The sequence below is a fragment of the Aeromonas sp. HMWF017 genome (genome assembly GCF_003061465.1).
Taxonomy (GTDB): Bacteria; Pseudomonadota; Gammaproteobacteria; order Enterobacterales; family Aeromonadaceae; genus Aeromonas; species Aeromonas veronii.
Genome location: NZ_QAJD01000109.1, coordinates 1 through 17,608, shown reverse-complemented (window position 1 = coordinate 17,608; position 17,608 = coordinate 1). Strand labels below are relative to the sequence as shown.

Here is a 17,608-nt window from a genome sequence, read left to right as displayed (position 1 = left end):
CAACCGCCACGGGGGCGCCATTCTAGCGCAAAGCCGCCCGAGATTTCAGCCTGTGATGCAATCCGGCGCGAAACGGGACCACATTGCGCGGCAGCCGCTCCATCCGCCCGCTCAAACAGAGGATGTGGCCACAAATGTGTAAGCAGAGGTAACAAACCGACTGCTCGGCTTTGTCCGAGCGTGTCACGGTGGCACAATGCCCCTCTTTTTTCGCGATCGCCCATATCCACCATGCCGCCACACGCTTCGCCGATCCCAGCGTCAACCGCTTCACTCACCCGCAGTCAGGTGCTTGGCTTCACTGCCCTGTTGATCCTGCCCCTGCTGATGCTCGCCACCCTGCCCTGGCAGCCTTTTCTGACCGGCTCCCTGCAATCAGGCTGGTTATGGTGGTCATACGCCCTCACCCGCATGGTCGATATTCCCGGGATCGGGGTCAGTGGCGCCCTCTTGCTGCTGCTGACCCGCTACAAACTCAAACTGGAGCTGTCCCACTTCATTGCGCTGGGGTGTGCGCTGGCAGCCCTGCTCGCCAGCGACTGGGTGCTCAAGAGCCTGATCAAACACCTGACCGAAGAGCCCAGACCCTACCTGCTCTGGCTTGAGAGTCAGTCGCTGATCCCGGCCATCAAGAGCTTCTACGCCAGTAGCGTCGATGTGCGCAGTGAACAGGTTCACGCTGCCAGCCAGTTGCTGGCCCTGCCAGAGTGGCTCGGCCACCACTGGCAGGCCGAGGTAAACTACGCCTTCCCCTCTGGCCACAGTATCGCCGCCATCAGCCTGGCCCAATTTTTTGGCCTTATCTGGCTGGCCCGCGCTCCGGCCGGCGTCTGGCTGCTGCCAGTGTGGGCACTGGGGATTGGTCTGTCGCGCATGGTGATGGGGATGCACTGGCCGGTGGATGTGCTGGCCAGCGCCCTGCTGGGTACGCTCACGGCGCTGATTGCCGCCCGCTGGTGGCTGCACAGATATTGAGTCGTGCGCCATCTTGCCGCGACCGACTGCGTGGGATGGGGGGACAAATCTGTGCTTTTTTGCCATAATGCCGCCTCATTTTATCCCGACCGAGATCCCATGACCGACGCAGTTCATACCCTCAAGGGCCGTTTCCGTGGTTTTTACCCCGTCGTCATCGATGTTGAAACAGCCGGGTTCAACGCCAAGACCGATGCCCTGCTCGAAATCGCGGCTTACACCCTGAAAATGGATGAGCAGGGCTGGCTCGTTCCCGATCAGGTTTTCCACTTTCATGTCGAACCCTTCGAAGGGGCCAACCTGGAAAAGGCCGCGCTGGAGTTCACTGGCATCGACCCCTACAACCCGTTGCGTGGTGCTGTCTCGGAAAAAGAGGCGCTGACCGAGATCTTCAAAGGGATCCGCAAGGGGATGAAGGAGCAGGATTGCGGCCGCGCCATCATAGTGGCCCACAACGCCACCTTTGATCACGGCTTCGTGATGGCTGCCGCCGAGCGCGCTGGCCTCAAGCGCAATCCGTTCCACCCGTTTGCCACTTTCGACACCGCTGCTCTTTCCGGATTGGCGCTGGGTCAGACCGTGCTGGCCAAAGCGTGTCAGAGCGCCCGCATCCCGTTTGACAATAAAGAGGCCCACTCTGCCCTCTATGACACCGAACGCACCACAGAGCTGTTCTGTCATATCGTTAACCGCTGGAAGAGCATGGGGGGTTGGCCGCCAGCGCATCCGGATGATGACACGCCGGATGCTACTGCCGACGATGAAGGGCAAGAATAAACGGACGAAGGCTGCCACTGGCAGCCTTCGCTTTTTGGGGAACTGATTGATTGCACGGCGCACCGGAAATTGCCATCAACGTCACTATCCACCTCTGCGCACGCGATGCACGGAGACAAACAGGTCACAAACCCTCATGTTGAGCAGCCTTGTGCCACATGCTGCTGCGATATGAGAGGTTTGACTGATTTTTTTCTCGACATTTGTCACATTTTTCGCAAACTAACTCCCCTTCACATGACAGACAGCAATAACAAACTATAAGGAAATCAAATGAATCCAGTTGTTATCGCAGTCGGGCTGATGCTGGTGCTCAGTCTGCTGCGGATCAATGTGGTGGTCTCGCTGGCGCTGGGGGCCATTGCTGGCGGCCTGGTCGGTGGGCTGTCGTTGACCGATACCCTCACCACCTTCAGCGGTGGCTTGGGCGGTGGCGCCGAGATTGCCCTCTCCTACGCCATGCTGGGCGCCTTTGCGGTTGCCATCTCCCGCTCCGGGATCACCGACCTGCTGGCCCGCAAGGTGATCAACCAGTTGGGCAAGGATGCCAGCTCGACCCGCATCATGTGGGTCAAAACCCTGCTGCTCTCTTCCGTGCTGGCCGTGGCGATCTCCTCCCAGAACCTGATCCCGGTTCACATCGCCTTTATTCCCATCCTGATCCCGCCACTGCTGCATGTGATGGCGCAGATGCAGATCGACCGTCGTCAGGTGGCATGTGTCATCACTTTTGGTCTGACCGCCACCTACATGGTGCTACCGGTCGGCTTTGGTGGCATCTTCCTGAATAACATTCTGGCCAAGAACCTGATCGATAACGGCGTGCCCATCACCACCAACCAGATCCCGCTGGCGATGGCCATTCCGGTCGCCGGTATGGTACTGGGCCTGCTGATTGCGGTATTCATCAGCTATCGCAAACCGCGCCAGTACGATCTGGCCAAGATCCTGGATGCCGAGCCCGAAGCGGTCGAGCTCAACCTCACCCACATCTGGGTGGCCCTGCTGGCCATTGGCGTAGCGCTGGGGCTGCAACTGATGACCAACAGCATCGTACTGGGTGCACTGGCCGGTTTTGTCATCTTCACCTGCGGCGGCGTCATCAAGTTTCGCGAAAGTCAGGATGCCTTCACCCAAGGGGTACGGATGATGTCGCTGATCGGCTTCATCATGATCTCTGCCGCCGGTTTTGCCGCGGTGATGAAGGCAACCCACGGGGTCGACTCTCTGGTCCAGGTGGTCGCCTCCGGCATCGGTCAGCACAAGGGGATCGCCGCCTTCCTGATGCTGCTGGTGGGTCTGCTCATCACCATGGGGATCGGTTCTTCCTTCTCCACCGTGCCCATCATCGCCACCATCTATGTGCCGCTCTGTCTGCAGCTTGGCTTCTCACCGATGGCGATCATCGCGCTGGTCGGTACCGCAGGCGCGCTGGGGGATGCGGGCTCACCGGCCTCCGACTCGACGCTGGGCCCCACCTCCGGCCTCAACGCCGACGGCCAGCACGACCATATCTGGGACAGCGTGGTGCCCACCTTCATTCACTACAACATCCCGCTGGTGATCTTCGGCTGGATTGCCGCCATGGTGCTCTGATAGCCCTTCGGGCTGCGAACTCTGCACGTCACAACGCACAACAAGAAGGCGACCAGATGGTCGTCTTCTTTATTTATTCGGCTAGATGAACAACAGCACGGTAGCTTGTGGTGACGGTGAAAAGGCACCGCTCGCTAACCAAGCGCCACCTCCTGCATGATGCTCCGATTGATAAAGTAGCGATGGCAGAACAGCAGAAAGTCCTGTAGTGGCAAGGGCCTGGAGTAGAAATAGCCCTGAATTTCATCCACCCCTATGCTCAGCACCGCCTTCAGCTCATCATTGCTTTCCACCCCTTCCGCCACCACCCGCACACCGAGTTGATGAGAGAGGCTGGTGATCGCCTCGACGAACAGCGCCTGACGGGTGTCATTGTCGATGGCCGTGATAAATGAGCGGTCGATCTTGAGCTTGTCGAAATAGAGTTCCCGCAAGTAGGAGAACGATGACCAGCCGCTACCGAAATCATCGAGGGCCACCCGCACTCCGATCTGACGCAGGGTATCGATGATCTGCTTGCTCAGCTCGATATCATCCAGAGCAATCGTTTCGGTCAGCTCGACGATCAGCTGTTGCAGGCTTAGCGGCCCCTCCCTCATGTTCTCATCCAGCTGGGCTGCCAACCCCATAGTGAACATGGAACTCGAGAGGTTGATCGAGATCTCCAGCGCTTCAATCAAGTCGCTCGGGAAAATGGCGAGATCATGTTGCAAGCGCCGGAAGATCCATAACCCGAGCGCCTCCCCCAGCCCGTTATCTTCCGCCAGCGAGATGATATCGAGGGGCGGAATAAACCCGTACTCCGGGTGATTCCAGCGGATCAGTACCTTCAGCCCCCAGTCGCACCCTACCTTGACCACGGACAATGGGCTGATAATAGAGGCTCAACTGCAAATTGTTGTGGTGCTGGATCAGCTCGCGCAACTCGGTCGACAAACGGCGGTTACGCAGATAGTGCTGATACATGCTGCTGGAGAAAACCACGTAACGATTCAGCCGCTTGCGCTTGGCACTGTCGAGGGCGATATCGGCAAACAGCAGCATCTCCTCCGGCGTGTGTACTGGTCGCACGTACTGGCTGACCCCCATAAAGACCCGCACCCGGTGGGCGGGATCAGTCGCCAAGGCGAGCCCGGCAAGTTCGTTACGCAGCTGCTCCAGAAATGGAAAGCGCAAATAGGTGGGCATAACGCCGGAAATAATGATGGCAAACTCATCGCTACCGGTGCGGGCGGCAAAGATACCGTCAACCGACACGGCGCGGATCCGCTCGGCCAGTTGCGTCAGCAATGCATCCCCCACCTGGTAGCCCAGACTGTCATTTACCTCCCTGAAATGGCCAAGATCCACCAGACAGACGGTCACGCTGCTGCGCCCCCCTTTATGTCCCGTCAGCTGCTTGAGGTGTTTGATCAAGGAGGCCCGGTTCGGCAAGCGGGTTAGCGCATCATTCCACGCAAGAAAGTGCTGGTGGCGCACTTCGCGAAACAGCATCAGCAGCATCACCACGGTCGCCAACATCAAGAAAGCCAGAATGAAGAAGTTCTGGATACGCGATGAATTGAGCACCTCCCGCTGGGCAATAGCGGATGGGCCGGTGAAATTTTTCACCATCACATCGCAGATCGCAGCCAGATCCCGAGCCAACTCCTCGGCGAAACGAGCAAGCTCTTTCGAATCTCGCTCTCCGCTGACCACGGCCTGCTCATACTTCTCGAACAGGGCCATGATCTTCCCTACCGCTTGTTCAGCACCAAAGCGAGCTCGAACCTGCTTTGCCTCTTCACCGTGCAGGAAGACATCGAGGCGGTTCCAGGCAATATCAAAGCGCTTGTTCATCTCTTTCTGACTGGTCGAACCGGTGCGATAGAGAGATAGCGCCTCATCAAAACCACGGATTTCCAGCTCCAGCTGCGCCAACGCCCAGGCGGAGAGCTGGGTATAGCGAGTCACTGCATTGAATGCACGGTCATAGTTCCAGACCGACCAGATGGCGACCGCCTTGACCTCCCCACTCTTGAGACCATACATCTTGACCAGATCTCGCAGCAGCACGCCACGATAGGTGTGATCCCCCTCGGTCCACGGGGTCTGGGTCTTGACCTCTGTCTGAGGTAAGGCCTCAAACTCGGCCCGGGTCAACACGACTTCCCCTTTACCATTGCAACAGCCATCGCCCTTGATCTTGAGGAAGGGATCATCAGCCAACACCATGCCAGAAACGAGACAGCCGGATAACAGCAGCATCCTGCCAAGCCATCCACCCATGATAGACCTCCGTATCGTACTGTTTGTTTTATTGGTTTCACTCAGCCCACCCATATGGCAACGGCAGAGTCACAATGCAAAACAATGTTGCTGCAACCAGCTCACCACAACAGGTAACCAGCATCAGACTGTACCCGAATGCCACCAAAAGCATGGCATTCTGGCTCCGAATGTCACAACTGCATCGGAAAATATTCATGTCCCTTTGGCTCACGACCTGGGTTGTGGAACAGAAATATGACCCACACAGGCAAATTGACGGTGCACTCCCTATCGCAGATACAAAAAAGGCCGCTCAATGAGCAGCCTTCTTCATAACGGGATCAGCAATCAGCTTTCGCGACGCTTGCCACCGAATTTGCGATCTTTGTTGAAGCCACCTTCACGGCGCTCCCCGCTCTTGTTGAACGGACGGTCACCCTGGGGACGGCGATCCTTGTTGAAAGGACGGTCACCACGGAACGGACGATCACCACGGGGCGGACGGCTGCTGGTGTTGCCACCGGCCGGCACTTCGGTGTAGCGGGTGATCTGCAGCGGACGCTGGCAAACACGGGCTTTCTTGATCACTTCCAGTACATCGGCGGTCATGCCTTTCGGCAGATCGACGGTAGAGAAGTCATCAGCGATGTCGATGTTGCCGATGAAGCGGCTTTCGATGTTCGCTTCGTTGGCGATGGCGCCCACGATCTGGCCCGGCTTGACACCGTGATGGGCACCCACGTCTACGCGATAGCGCTCCATCTCCACATCCGGGTTGTCTTTCAGCGGACGCGGCTCCAGGGACGGCATGCGACGGGCAGGACGATCACCACGGTCACCAAAATCACGACCGCCACGGTCGTTGAAGTCACGGCGCTCGAAGCCACCACGATCGTTGCCAGCGTTCAGCAGCGGATCCGGAATGGAGTCATCCAGCAGCAGCGGTTGGTCACCCTGTACCAGCTTGGCCAGTGCGGCAGCCAGCTCCAGCGGATCAGCAGAATCTTCTTCGATCAGCTCGTTTACCAGGTTGTGGTAGATCTCGAGCTCTTCGCCCATCATGGTTTCGCGGATGCGTTCTTTGAACTTGGCCAGACGATGCTGGTTGATGTCCTCGGTGCTCGGCATCTTCATCGGCTCGATGGCCTGACGGGTTGCGTGCTCGATGGCGCGCAGCATGCGACGCTCGCGGGGAGCAACGAACAGGATGGCTTCGCCTTTACGACCGGCACGACCGGTACGGCCGATACGGTGAACGTAAGATTCGGTGTCGTACGGAATGTCGTAGTTCACTACGTGAGTGATGCGCTCAACGTCCAGACCACGGGCGACAACGTCGGTGGCGATCAGGATATCCAGCTGGCCTTGACGCAGTTTGTCGACAGTACGCTCACGCAGTTTCTGCGGGATGTCGCCGTGCAGTGCTTCACAGGCGTGACCACGGGCGGCCAGCTTGCCAGCCAGCTCTTCGGCGGCGTTCTTGGTACGTACGAATACCAGCAGGGCTTCGTAGGATTCCACTTCCAGCAGACGGGTCATGGCGTCCAGCTTGTGCAGACCGGTTACCTGCCAGTAGCGCTGGCGAATAGTGGTAGCGGTAGCAGTCTTGGAGGCGATCTTGATCTCTTTGGGCTGCTTCAGGTGCTTCTGGGCCACACGACGGATCTGCTCCGGCATGGTGGCAGAGAACAGGGCAACCTGACGAGTGCTCGGGCACTGCTCCATGATCCAGTCCACGTCGTCGATGAAGCCCATACGCAGCATTTCATCAGCTTCGTCCAGTACCAGAGCTTTCAAGCCGGAGAGGTCCAGGTTCTTGCGACGGATCAGGTCCATCACGCGGCCCGGAGTACCGACGACAACCTGGGCTCCGCGACGCAGGGCGCGGGTCTGGGTTTCGTAGGAGGCACCGCCGTAGATGGGCAGTACATGGAAATCAGGCATGTGGTGTGCGTAGCGTTGGCACGCTTCAGCCACTTGTAGCGCCAGTTCGCGGGTAGGCGCCAGCACCAGGATCTGGGTGTTGCGGTTACCAGCTTCCAGACGAGACAACAGAGGCAAGGCAAAAGCAGCGGTCTTCCCTGTACCGGTTTGCGCCTGCCCCAGCAGATCGTGTCCCGCCATCAGGTGGGGAATTGCTGCGGCCTGGATCGGTGACGGGCGCTCATAGCCCACGTCCTGCAGCGCTTTCAATACAGGCGCGGCCAGTCCAAGCTCACTAAAAAGGGGCAGTTGTTCGGTATCAGACATAGATTCTTCCAGATTAAGGCAGGCGGCTAACACCGCGGAATAGCAAAAAGGCGGCGATTATAGCGCCACTTTGTTCTGCTGTCTTGAAAAATGTGATAAGCCTCTCAAGACGTTGGCAATTATAGAGGGATCTGACGAGTATGGCTTGCTTATTTTGCACTCATAGTGCGTTATTGTAGATCACTCCTCGCTGGAGTCCTTGCCCCGCTTGTGTTTGAGCACCGCCATGGTCAGTCGGCTAGTGCACAATAAACGCTCACGTTCGTCCCGAATTTCAATCTGCCACACCTGGGTTGTTGCTCCCAGATGGAGTGGCGTGCAACGCCCTGTCACCCCCCCTTCCCGCTTGGCTCGCAGATGGTTGGCATTCACCTCCAGCCCCACACAGTAGCTATCTGGCCCCACCGCCATGTTGGCGGCAATCGATCCCAAGGTTTCTGCCAGCACCACGGACGCGCCACCGTGCAGCATGCCCAGGGGCTGGTGAGTGCGATGATCCACCGGCATGGTCGCTTCCAGCCAGTCTGGGCCAAAGTCGGTGTAGACGATATCGAGATGGGCCATCAGGGTGTTGCGAGAGGTGGCGTTGAGCCCCTCCAGACTCATGGGTTTACGCCAGATGGGCGCAATATCGTGACTCATTGCGAGCAGACTCCTTATGTAAGCGATGAATGCGTACCGATATGAGTGAAACGCCCTCGATCGGCAACATGGTTCGGTTATATGAGCTGTTGGCTACCGGGTGACGTGGTAACAACGCAGCCCCGGCCCGGAGCTGCGTGTTACACAATCATGCCCTTAAGCGGGATATCACCAGGGGTAGGTAACGCCGGGCCACTCGGACCAAGGCACATCTCGCCCCGGCAGGCGGGGTTCTGGCCACTGCCACACCCTGGCGAGCCAGTCGCGCAACTGCGTCTCCAGCTCCTCATCCGTGATGGGCGCCTCGGCCACCTTCCAGAAGAAGAGCTCCACCGCTACCTCTGGCAGCACCGAGGGGTAGAGATAAACCCCACCCCAAAATTGCGGCTCCCGATCCGGGCTCCAGAGGCCATAGGCGAACGAGCGCTTGGCCAGAAACTCCGACTGCTGCCACTCCAGGTCTCCTTCGTGCTGGCTCAGGCTGAAGTTGGCCGAGGGCCAGAGATCGTTAGGGCGAAACAGCTGATGAAGCTGCTCACGCTCGCGCAACATGGCGACAAACTCCACCACCGCCTGAGCAGGAGTGGCGGGTAACAGCAAGAAACGCGGGTGCCGGTAGGCCTTCGGCACCCGAAACCGTTTGGGAAACGTCAGCATCAGAGCAGCTCCAGCAGGGCTTGCAATGGATGTTTGAGCTTTTCCCCCTCCATCCGCTTGACCTGACTGCGGCACGAATAGCCGGTCGCCAGACAGCGCGCTTTGGGTAGACGGGCGAGCGGGTCGGCCCAGCTCAACCCATAGATGCCCTTGGAGTTCTCCACCTGTTTGACGTCGTGACCATAGGTGCCCGCCATGCCGCAGCAACCTACAGAGACCGGCTGCAAGCTGGCCCCAAAGCGGCCAAACAGGGTGCTCCAGTCGCCGTGGGTCGAGGGCTGGGCGGTCTTCTCGGTGCAGTGGGCAAACAGATACCAGGGCTCGGCCGAAGTGGTTTCCTTCGGGGCAGGCAGCACCTCAGCAGACAAAGAGAGCAGCCACTCCTGTGGCAGCAATACCTGAAAATCGCCGCGGGCCGAACCCAACGCCTTGGCATACTCGTCGCGATAGCAGAGCACCATGGCCGGATCCACCCCCACCATGGGAATACCGAGCGCCGCTACTTTGTTGAGGAACTGGGCGCTGTTGGCGGCGGTGCGGGCAAAGGCGCGCAGGAACCCTTTGATATGTTGGGGTTTGCCGTTGGGTTTGAAGGGCAGCAAGTAGGGCTGGAAGCCGAGCTTGCTGGCGAGTTTCACCAGGTCGCGCACCACGGGGGCATCGTAATAGCTGGTGAAGGGATCCTGCACGATGAGCACCACTTGCTTGCGCTGCTCGGCACTCATCCGCTCCAGTCCTGGCAGATCAAAATAGCGGGCGCGGTTGTCGTGCAGACTCTCGGCAAGGGTCGGCACGGAGAGCAGCGGCACATCGACCATGCCGATACTCTTCTCGGTCGCCTTCTGGGCCCACTCTTTTTCGAGGAAGAAGTTGACCAGCTTCGGCGCCTTGGCAAGCAGCGGTGCATAGCTCTCCACCGTGCCGACGAAATAATCCTTGGGGGCGCGCAGGTAGCGGCCGTGATAAAGCTGCATAAAACGGGCGCGAAAATCGGGTACATCCACCTTGATCGGGCACTGGCTGGTACATGCCTTGCAGGCCAGACAGCCCGCCATCGCCTCCATCACCTCATGGGAGAAATCATACTCGCCGCGCTGTTTGGCCCAGCTGTTGCGCACCTTATCCACCAGCTGTTTGAAACGCACACCACCGGATTGCAGCGCCACCTCTTCCGCCAGCGGATCGAACCCCTGCTCCGCCAGCTGACGCAACCATTCACGCATCAGGCCGGCCCGCCCCTTGGGGGAGTGGCGGCGATCACGGCTGATCTTGACCGAGGGGCACATGGGAGAGTCGGTCTCGAAGGTGAAACAGAGGCCGTTACCATTGCAGTCCATGGCGCGGGTGTAGCTGGTGCGCACGGCGAGCGGGATCTGGCGATCATATTTGCCGCGCTTGGGACCATCGACCGACACCAGCTCGGCACCGCTGCCATACGGAATACAAATTTTGCCAGGGTTGATGCGGTTGGCTGGGTCGAACGCCCCTTTGACCCGCTGCAGCTCTTCCCACAGCTCGCCAAAGAAGGCGGGGCTGTATTCGGAACGAAAGCCCTTGCCGTGCTCACCCCACATCAGGCCGCCATATTTGGCGGTGAGCGCCACCACCTGATCGGAGATGCGGCGCAGCAGCACCTCCTGCTCGGGATCGCACAAATCCAGCGCCGGGCGCACGTGCAGCACACCGGCATCGACGTGGCCGAACATGCCGTAGTCGAGGCCGTGGGCATCCAGCAGGGCGCGAAACTCCATGATGAAATCGGCCAGCGACTCTGGCGGCACGGCGGTATCTTCGGTGAAGGCCACCGGCTTCTTGCGTCCTTCGGCGTTGCCCAGCAGCCCCACCGACTTCTTGCGCATGGTGTAGATGGTCTCGATGCTCGGCAGGTGGTCACACACCTGATAACCGATGATCCCCGCCTCACCCTTGGCCAGCAGGTCGTCGATACGGCGGCAGAGATCAGCCACCTTGGCCTTGTGTTCTGCCTCGTCGGTATCGGCAAACTCGACGATGTTGAGTCCCTGCAGATCCTTGCCGGGCACATCCTGAATAAGTTCTTTCACCGAATGCCAGATGATGTCAGCGCGGGCCAGCCCGAGCACCCGGGAGTCCACCGTCTCCACCGACAGCGCTTGGGCCTCAACCATAAAGGGGGCGTTGCGCAGGGCGGAGGGGAAGCTGTCGTACTTGACGTTGACCAGGGTGCGGTAGCGCGGGATGGGGGTGATGTTGAGTTTGGCTTCGGTGATAAAGCCGAGAGACCCTTCAGATCCGCACAGCACCCGGCTCACATCCAGCGTGTCGGTATCGGGTTGATAGAGGTGCTTGAGATCGTAGCCGGTCAGAAAGCGGTTGAGCTTGGGGAAGGTCGCCTCGATGTCGGCGCGGCGCTCCTTGCCGATACGATAGAGGGTGCGATAGATCTCCCCTTCTCGACTCTCCAGCGCCAGCTTGTCGGCCAGTCGCTCACCGGTCAGCGGCTCGGTGGCCATGATGTCGCCATTCTCCAGCACCGCTTTGAGACCAAGCACGTGATCCGAGGTTTTGCCGTAGACCAGCGACCCCTGCCCCGAGGCGTCGGTGTTGATCATGCCCCCTAAGGTGGCGCGGTTGGAGGTGGAGAGATCCGGCGAGAAGAAGTAGCCATGGGGCTTGAGATAGGCGTTGAGCTGGTCTTTCACCACCCCGGCCTGGGCGCGCACCCACCCCTCCTCCAGATTAATTTCCATGATCTGGTTCATATAACGGGAGAGATCGACGATAATGCCGCCGCCCAATGACTGACCATTGGTGCCGGTACCGCCACCGCGAGGGAAAAAACTCAAGGAGGCGAACGCCGGCTCTGCGGCCAGCTTGAGCATCACTGCTATGTCGTCCGCACTGCGCGGATAGAGAACCGCCTGAGGTACTACCTGATAGACGCTGTTATCCGTCGCCATCGCCAACCGGCTTGCATAAGACTTTTCGATATCACCACGAAATGCGCTGCGCTCTAGCAACTCAAGAAACTGCAGGGTTGCGGGTGACAAACTGTCCTGGTAATCGAGTCTCGGGATCATGAATCCTTGTTCCCATCCTTTGCTTGATGCCGGCACGCCGGCGACAACGACTGGCCAGCCGCCTGTCAATGGCAGTCAGGCCAGTCCGCTCACATGTGAGCGGGCAGTATATCAGCTAGAAAACCGCTTGCGCTTGGCAATATTCACCATTTGAAAGGAGGACTTTTATGGCTCACCACAGCCATGTTATCAGTACGCTGGTCACCACCGAAAAACAGGCGCTTACCCTGTCGCTGTTCGGTTGTATCACCTTTGCCATCTTCGGCATCGGTTACGGCCTCTTCGTTGGCTCCAACGCCATCATGCTCGATGGTATCTTCACCCTGTTCAGCATGGGCATGACAGGCCTCGGTCTTGTTACCGCCTATCTCGTTACCCGCCCTTCCGATGCGCGCTTCCAGTACGGCTACGCCCACTTCGAGCCCATCACCAACGTCATCAATGGCACTATTATTCTGCTGCTCTGTCTCGGCGCCCTCTATAGCGGCATCACCACCCTGCTGGATGGCGGACGGGAGATCGATCTCGGCCACGCCCTTATCTATGCCGCCGTCTCCACCTTCTTCTGCGCCATCATCTATCGCATCGAAGCCCAGGTTGCCGAACAGGTTGACTCCGAACTGGTGCGGGTCGACTCCAAGGAGTGGCTGGTGGATACCCTGCTCAGCGCCACCCTGCTTATCGGTTTCGTAGTTGCCATTGGCCTCGATGCCATCGGCTACGGCCAATACAACCGCTACATCGACCCGGTGCTGGTCTCGCTGCTGGCCCTCTGTGCTACCCTCATTCCCATCAAGGTGCTCGGTCGCAACCTGCGGGAAGTGCTGAAAATTGCCCCCAGAGGGGATGTCTCCCAACTGGTCGAGAGCGAAGTCGAGGCGCTGCGCCAGCGCCACGGCATAGAGTGCTACAGCCATCTGGCCAAAAGCGGTCGCCGCTTCGATCTGGAATTGAACATTCTGGTGGCGCCGGGTCAGGAGTGGCCCGTCGAGCGTCAGGATGCCCTGCGCCAGGAGCTCTGGTCTCGCCTTGGCGACACCCTGGGCGATGCCTGGCTCTCGGTCTGTTTCACCCGTGAAAAGCGCTGGTTGTAACGACCGCACGGGGGAGCGTGGCACGGCCGCCTCCCCTGTCGCATCACAACCCCATCACGCCGCGCTGACACTGCGCTTGCCAAATTGGCGCCAGCCGCTATCATCAGGGCTCATTTTTCACCCGAGGTTTTATTGCCCATCATGGACAATCCCCGAAGTTGCCCTTCGTCTCTCTCTGTCAAAGCCTATCTTTTTCTGCTTAATCAGCGCCTCTGAATAACACCTTTGCCTTGCTGTTACTGCGGCCATCGCGCGCCGTGATCACTCTCTGCTCTGTCTGTTTTTATTGAGGTCATACAATGGAATTGCTGCTGGATCCCCACATCTGGATTGGTCTGTTTACCCTGATCATTCTGGAAATCGTGCTGGGGATCGACAACCTGGTCTTTATCGCCATTCTGGTGAAAAAACTGCCCCCCGCCCAACGGGACAAGGCCCGCGTTATCGGCCTGTCGCTGGCCCTGCTGATGCGACTTGGGCTCTTGAGCGTCATGTCATGGCTGGTCACCCTGACCACCCCGATTTTGCACCTGTGGGATCACCCCTTCTCCGGTCGGGATCTGATCCTGATGGGGGGCGGCCTGTTCCTGCTGTTCAAGGCTACCTCCGAGCTGCATGAACGGCTGGAAGCCAAACCCCACGATGACGGCCCGGTCGGCGCCTACGCCAGCTTCGGCGTGGTGATCGCCCAAATTCTGGTGCTCGATGCGGTCTTCTCGCTCGACTCCATCATCACCGCCGTCGGCATGGTGGAACACCTGGGCGTAATGATGGCCGCCGTGACCATCGCCATGGTGGTGATGGTGCTCGCCTCCAAACCGCTGACCCGTTTCGTCAACGCCCACCCCACCGTGGTGGTGCTCTGTCTGAGCTTCCTGCTGATGATCGGCTTCAGCCTGGTGGCGGAAGGATTCGGCTTCCATATTCCGAAGGGTTACCTCTACGCAGCCATCGGCTTCTCGGTGCTGATCGAGTTTTTCAACCAGCTGGCCCAGCGCAGCGCCATGCGTCACGAATCCAAACAGCCCCTGCGTGAGCGCACCACCGCCGCCATCTTCAAATTGATGGGGAGCAAGGCCTATCAGGATCAGCCGGATGACGATCTGGATGCCCCGGCCGTAGCGCCGGTGAGCTTTGGCGAGGAGGAGCGCTACATGGTGACCGGGGTGCTGTCGCTGGCCGAGCGCTCCATTCGCACCATCATGACCCCGCGCTCGGAGATGGCCTGGATCGATATCAACGACTCCAGCGACGAGATCCGCGCCCTGCTGCAGCGCGAGCCCCACAGCCTCTTCCCCATCTGCGACGGGGGTCTGGACGAGGTGATCGGAGTGGTCAAGGCGCGCGACCTGCTGTTTGCCTTGAACGAAGGGCAATCCTTAAGTGAACTGGCCAAGCAGAACGATCCCATTATCGTGCCGCAGACCATCAACGTGATCCGTCTGCTGGCGGAGCTGCGCAAAGCCAAGGGGAGCCTTATTCTGGTCTCCGACGAGTTTGGCGTGATCCAGGGGCTGGTCACCACCCACGATCTGCTGGAGGCCATCGTCGGCGAGCTGCCGGACGAGGACGAAACCCCGGATATCGTGCGCGATGGCGAAGGGTGGCTGATCAACGGCAGCACCAACATCCATCATGTGGAGCAGGTGCTGGAGCACGAGGGGCTGGTGAGCGAGAGCGATGAATACGTGACCTTGGCGGGCATGCTGCTCTCCCACTTCGGCACTCTGCCCACCCCGGGTCAGCAGTTGCAACTGCAGCAGCTCAACTTCGAGGTGATCGAGGTGAGCGAGCGGCGCATCGAGCGGGTGAAAGTGATACCCGCCACGGCTTGAGCCTGCCACCAGCAGAATACAGAAGAGGGCCAGACGGCCCTCTTTTTTATGCTTCAACTTTATGCCTCAACGCATCTTTCCCGACGGTTTGCACTGATTGCTGCATCAAGCACAATTCTCTTGTGCAATTACCCCCCTTTTTCACAACAAGATGGCGGCATAAAGTGGCCTCACTTCCACCATGAGGAACTCAAGATGAGCCACGATCACCTGTTCTGCCCGCTGCGCCTCGGCCAGCTGCACCTTGCCAACCGCATCGTCATGCCCCCCATGACCCGCTCCCGTGCCAGTCAGCCGGGTGATGTGGCCAACGCCATGATGGCGAGCTACTACGCCCAGCGCGCCGAGGCTGGCCTGATCATCAGCGAAGGCACCCAAATCGACCCCATGGGCAAGGGCTACGCCTGGACGCCGGGGATCTACAGCGCCGAGCAGATCGCTGGCTGGAAACTGGTGACCGATGCCGTGCACGCCAAGGGGGGCACCATCTTCGCCCAGCTCTGGCACGTGGGCCGGGTCACCCATCCGGACAACATCGGCGGCGCCCAGCCCATCTCCGCTTCAGCCCTGCCCGCAGTGGGCGTCAAGGTGTTCGTCGATAACGGCAGCGATGCGCCGGGCTTTGTCGAGACCGTCACTCCGCGCGCCATGACCCAGGCCGATATCGATGCGGTGGTGGGCCAGTTCCGTCAGGCGGCCCGCAACGCCATCAGCGCCGGTTTTGACGGCATCGAGCTGCACGCCGCCAACGGTTATCTGATCAACCAGTTCCTCGACTCCGAATCCAACGCCCGCACCGACAGTTATGGCGGATCGCTGGAAAACCGACTGCGCTTTCTCAAAGAGGTGACCGAGGCGGTCAGTAGCGAAATCGGGGCCGAACGTGTCGGGGGGCGTCTTGCGCCGCTCACCACCCTCAACGGCACCGTGGATGCCAATCCGCAGGAGACCTATCTGGCGGCCGCCCGCCTGCTGGGCCAGCTCAATGTCACCTACCTGCACATTGCCGAGGCGGACTGGGACGATGCCCCCCTGATGCCGGAGAACTTCAAGCAGGGTCTGCGAGATGCCTTCCCCAACACCCTGATCTATGCCGGCAAATATGATGGCGAGCGGGCTCGCGCCGCCCTCGACGCGGGCTGGGCCGACATGATTGGCTTTGGCCGCCCCTTCGTCGCCAACCCGGATCTGCCGAACCGTCTGCGTCACGGCTATCCGCTGGCCCCCCACGATCCGGCCACCCTGTTTGGCGGCGGCGAAAAGGGGTTGACCGACTACCCCGTCTACCAGGCCGAGGACGCAACCACCAGCCGCTGATTGCCGATGGCCAACCGGCCACGTAACGCAGGCCCCACAGGTTGGGGCCTGCCGTATTGTTGCGCATTAGCAACAGTGATATGACTGACCGAATCACTGTTGCAATGATCTCGTTCTTCTCTCCCCTCGCTTTCACAAGGAGTCATCATGGATCACACCCAAGCCTGGTGCTGGCATGCCCCCGGTGAACCGACCCAGCTTACCCTCGCCGATCTGCCCCTGGCACCGCTCGCCCCTGACGAGGTACTGGTAGCCAATCGGGTTATCGCCTTCAATCCGGTGGACTGGAAGCTGATCGAATATGGTCACTCCAACTGGCAGGACGGTCAGGTGCCCGGCGTCGATGGCATGGGCACTATCGTGGCCCTCGGCGCCAACGTCAGCCATCTGCGCCTCGGTGCCCGGGTCGCCTATCACACCGACCTGCGCCACCACGGCAGCTTTGCCCGCCACACCCGGGTACCAGCCCGTGCCCTACTGCCGGTGCCCGATGCCCTGAGTGACGAGGCAGCCGCCGCCCTGCCCTGTCCCGGCCTCACCGCCTGGCAGGCGCTGGCCAAGCTGCCGCGCCTGCACGGGGAAGCGCTGCTCATCACAGGTGCTGGCAGCAGCGTCGGCCGCTTTGCGGTGCAGCTCGCCCTCCAGCAGGGGGCGCGGGTCTTTGCCAGCGCCAGCTCACGCCACCATCACTGGCTCAAGCAGATAGGTGTGCAGGGGGTGGCCGATTATCGGGATCCCGACTGGCTGGCCACCTTGCAGGCGGCCAACGGCAACGAGCCGTTTGAGGGGATCATCGATCTGGTCTCCAGCCAGCAGGCAGAGAGCCTGCTGCCCGCGCTGGGCTACTACGGTCACATGGTGACTGTGCTCGGGCGCATCCCGCACAATCCGTTGCCCGCCTTTAGCCATTGCCACTCATTGCACGAGATTGCGCTGGGCGCCCAGCACACCTTTGGCTCGGACAAACAGTGGAGCCGACTGGTGGCCGCCGGTGTCGCCATGATGGAACAGATGGCGAACGGCGAACTGACCCTGCCGCCACTGGTGGTCGGCGACTTCGAGGCGCTGCCCACCCTGCTCGACCGCTTCAAGCGCGAAGGACAGGGCGAGAAGTTTCTGGTGCGGGTGGCGTAACGCTGCCCCCCCGCAGTAACAC

General features: G+C 59.9%; 11 protein-coding genes and 1 pseudogene. 7 read left to right on the top strand and 5 right to left on the bottom strand.

Translation table 11 applies throughout. From position 1 onward, the window contains the following. Positions 1-231: 231 nt before the first annotated feature. The 3 genes from DBR30_RS10970 (at position 232) to DBR30_RS10960 (ending at position 3,348) form a co-directional block, all read left to right on the top strand. Complete coding sequence (locus tag DBR30_RS10970) at positions 232-975, top strand: phosphatase PAP2 family protein (protein WP_181363550.1); 744 nt, start codon at positions 232-234, stop codon at positions 973-975. Positions 976-1,074: 99 nt separating this feature from the next. Continuing rightward, entirely contained in the window at positions 1,075-1,752 is a 678-nt protein-coding gene (gene rnt, locus DBR30_RS10965) for a ribonuclease T (protein ID WP_181363549.1), read from the top strand. Between the two features lie 273 nt (positions 1,753-2,025). Next, positions 2,026-3,348 (top strand): Na+/H+ antiporter family protein, encoded by a 1,323-nt coding sequence (locus DBR30_RS10960; RefSeq protein WP_108540133.1) that lies wholly within the window; start codon positions 2,026-2,028, stop codon positions 3,346-3,348. A gap of 134 nt (positions 3,349-3,482) precedes the next feature. Here DBR30_RS10960 and DBR30_RS21345 read toward each other — a convergent pair. From DBR30_RS21345 to ydiJ, 5 genes and pseudogenes are all read right to left on the bottom strand, one after another. Continuing rightward, positions 3,483-5,379 (bottom strand): annotated as a pseudogene (locus DBR30_RS21345) (putative bifunctional diguanylate cyclase/phosphodiesterase). 567 nt (positions 5,380-5,946) lie between these two features. Continuing rightward, positions 5,947-7,848 carry a DEAD/DEAH box helicase gene (locus tag DBR30_RS10950; RefSeq protein WP_005337260.1) on the bottom strand — a complete coding sequence of 634 codons (1,902 nt, stop codon included), beginning with the start codon at positions 7,846-7,848 and terminating at the stop codon, positions 5,947-5,949. Between the two features lie 180 nt (positions 7,849-8,028). Then, on the bottom strand, positions 8,029-8,490 hold the full coding sequence (locus DBR30_RS10945) for a hotdog fold thioesterase (RefSeq protein ID WP_108540136.1): 462 nt from the start codon (positions 8,488-8,490) through the stop codon (positions 8,029-8,031). Between the two features lie 168 nt (positions 8,491-8,658). Further along, on the bottom strand, positions 8,659-9,147 hold the full coding sequence (locus tag DBR30_RS10940) for a hypothetical protein (RefSeq protein ID WP_108540139.1): 489 nt from the start codon (positions 9,145-9,147) through the stop codon (positions 8,659-8,661). Continuing rightward, on the bottom strand, positions 9,147-12,206 hold the full coding sequence (ydiJ, locus tag DBR30_RS10935; protein ID WP_181363548.1) for a D-2-hydroxyglutarate dehydrogenase YdiJ: 3,060 nt from the start codon (positions 12,204-12,206) through the stop codon (positions 9,147-9,149). The genes DBR30_RS10940 and ydiJ overlap by 1 nt, the downstream gene beginning before the upstream one ends. A gap of 167 nt (positions 12,207-12,373) precedes the next feature. Between ydiJ and DBR30_RS10930 the strand changes: the two genes are divergently transcribed. From DBR30_RS10930 to DBR30_RS10915, 4 genes are all read left to right on the top strand, one after another. Continuing rightward, a complete protein-coding gene (locus tag DBR30_RS10930; RefSeq protein ID WP_108540145.1) occupies positions 12,374-13,300 on the top strand; it encodes a cation diffusion facilitator family transporter in 927 nt (308 codons plus the stop codon). A gap of 299 nt (positions 13,301-13,599) precedes the next feature. Beyond that, on the top strand, positions 13,600-15,135 hold the full coding sequence (locus DBR30_RS10925; protein WP_108540148.1) for a TerC family protein: 1,536 nt from the start codon (positions 13,600-13,602) through the stop codon (positions 15,133-15,135). Positions 15,136-15,330: 195 nt separating this feature from the next. Next, complete coding sequence (locus DBR30_RS10920) at positions 15,331-16,452, top strand: alkene reductase (protein WP_108540151.1); 1,122 nt, start codon at positions 15,331-15,333, stop codon at positions 16,450-16,452. Positions 16,453-16,599: 147 nt separating this feature from the next. Further along, entirely contained in the window at positions 16,600-17,586 is a 987-nt protein-coding gene (locus tag DBR30_RS10915; protein ID WP_108540153.1) for a zinc-binding dehydrogenase, read from the top strand. Positions 17,587-17,608 lie beyond the last annotated feature (22 nt).

Excerpts from the sequence above, each read along its gene's own strand:
- DBR30_RS10950 (WP_005337260.1), bottom strand. The coding sequence starts at position 7,848 with ATGTCTGATACCGAACAACTGCCCCTTTTTAGTGAGCTTGGACTGGCC.
- DBR30_RS10915 (WP_108540153.1), top strand. The coding sequence starts at position 16,600 with ATGGATCACACCCAAGCCTGGTGCTGGCATGCCCCCGGTGAACCGACC.
- DBR30_RS10945 (WP_108540136.1), bottom strand. The coding sequence starts at position 8,490 with ATGAGTCACGATATTGCGCCCATCTGGCGTAAACCCATGAGTCTGGAG.
- rnt (WP_181363549.1), top strand. The coding sequence starts at position 1,075 with ATGACCGACGCAGTTCATACCCTCAAGGGCCGTTTCCGTGGTTTTTAC.
- DBR30_RS10925 (WP_108540148.1), top strand. The coding sequence starts at position 13,600 with ATGGAATTGCTGCTGGATCCCCACATCTGGATTGGTCTGTTTACCCTG.
- DBR30_RS10930 (WP_108540145.1), top strand. The coding sequence starts at position 12,374 with ATGGCTCACCACAGCCATGTTATCAGTACGCTGGTCACCACCGAAAAA.
- DBR30_RS10920 (WP_108540151.1), top strand. The coding sequence starts at position 15,331 with ATGAGCCACGATCACCTGTTCTGCCCGCTGCGCCTCGGCCAGCTGCAC.
- DBR30_RS10940 (WP_108540139.1), bottom strand. The coding sequence starts at position 9,147 with ATGCTGACGTTTCCCAAACGGTTTCGGGTGCCGAAGGCCTACCGGCAC.
- DBR30_RS10960 (WP_108540133.1), top strand. The coding sequence starts at position 2,026 with ATGAATCCAGTTGTTATCGCAGTCGGGCTGATGCTGGTGCTCAGTCTG.
- ydiJ (WP_181363548.1), bottom strand. The coding sequence starts at position 12,206 with ATGATCCCGAGACTCGATTACCAGGACAGTTTGTCACCCGCAACCCTG.
- DBR30_RS10970 (WP_181363550.1), top strand. The coding sequence starts at position 232 with ATGCCGCCACACGCTTCGCCGATCCCAGCGTCAACCGCTTCACTCACC.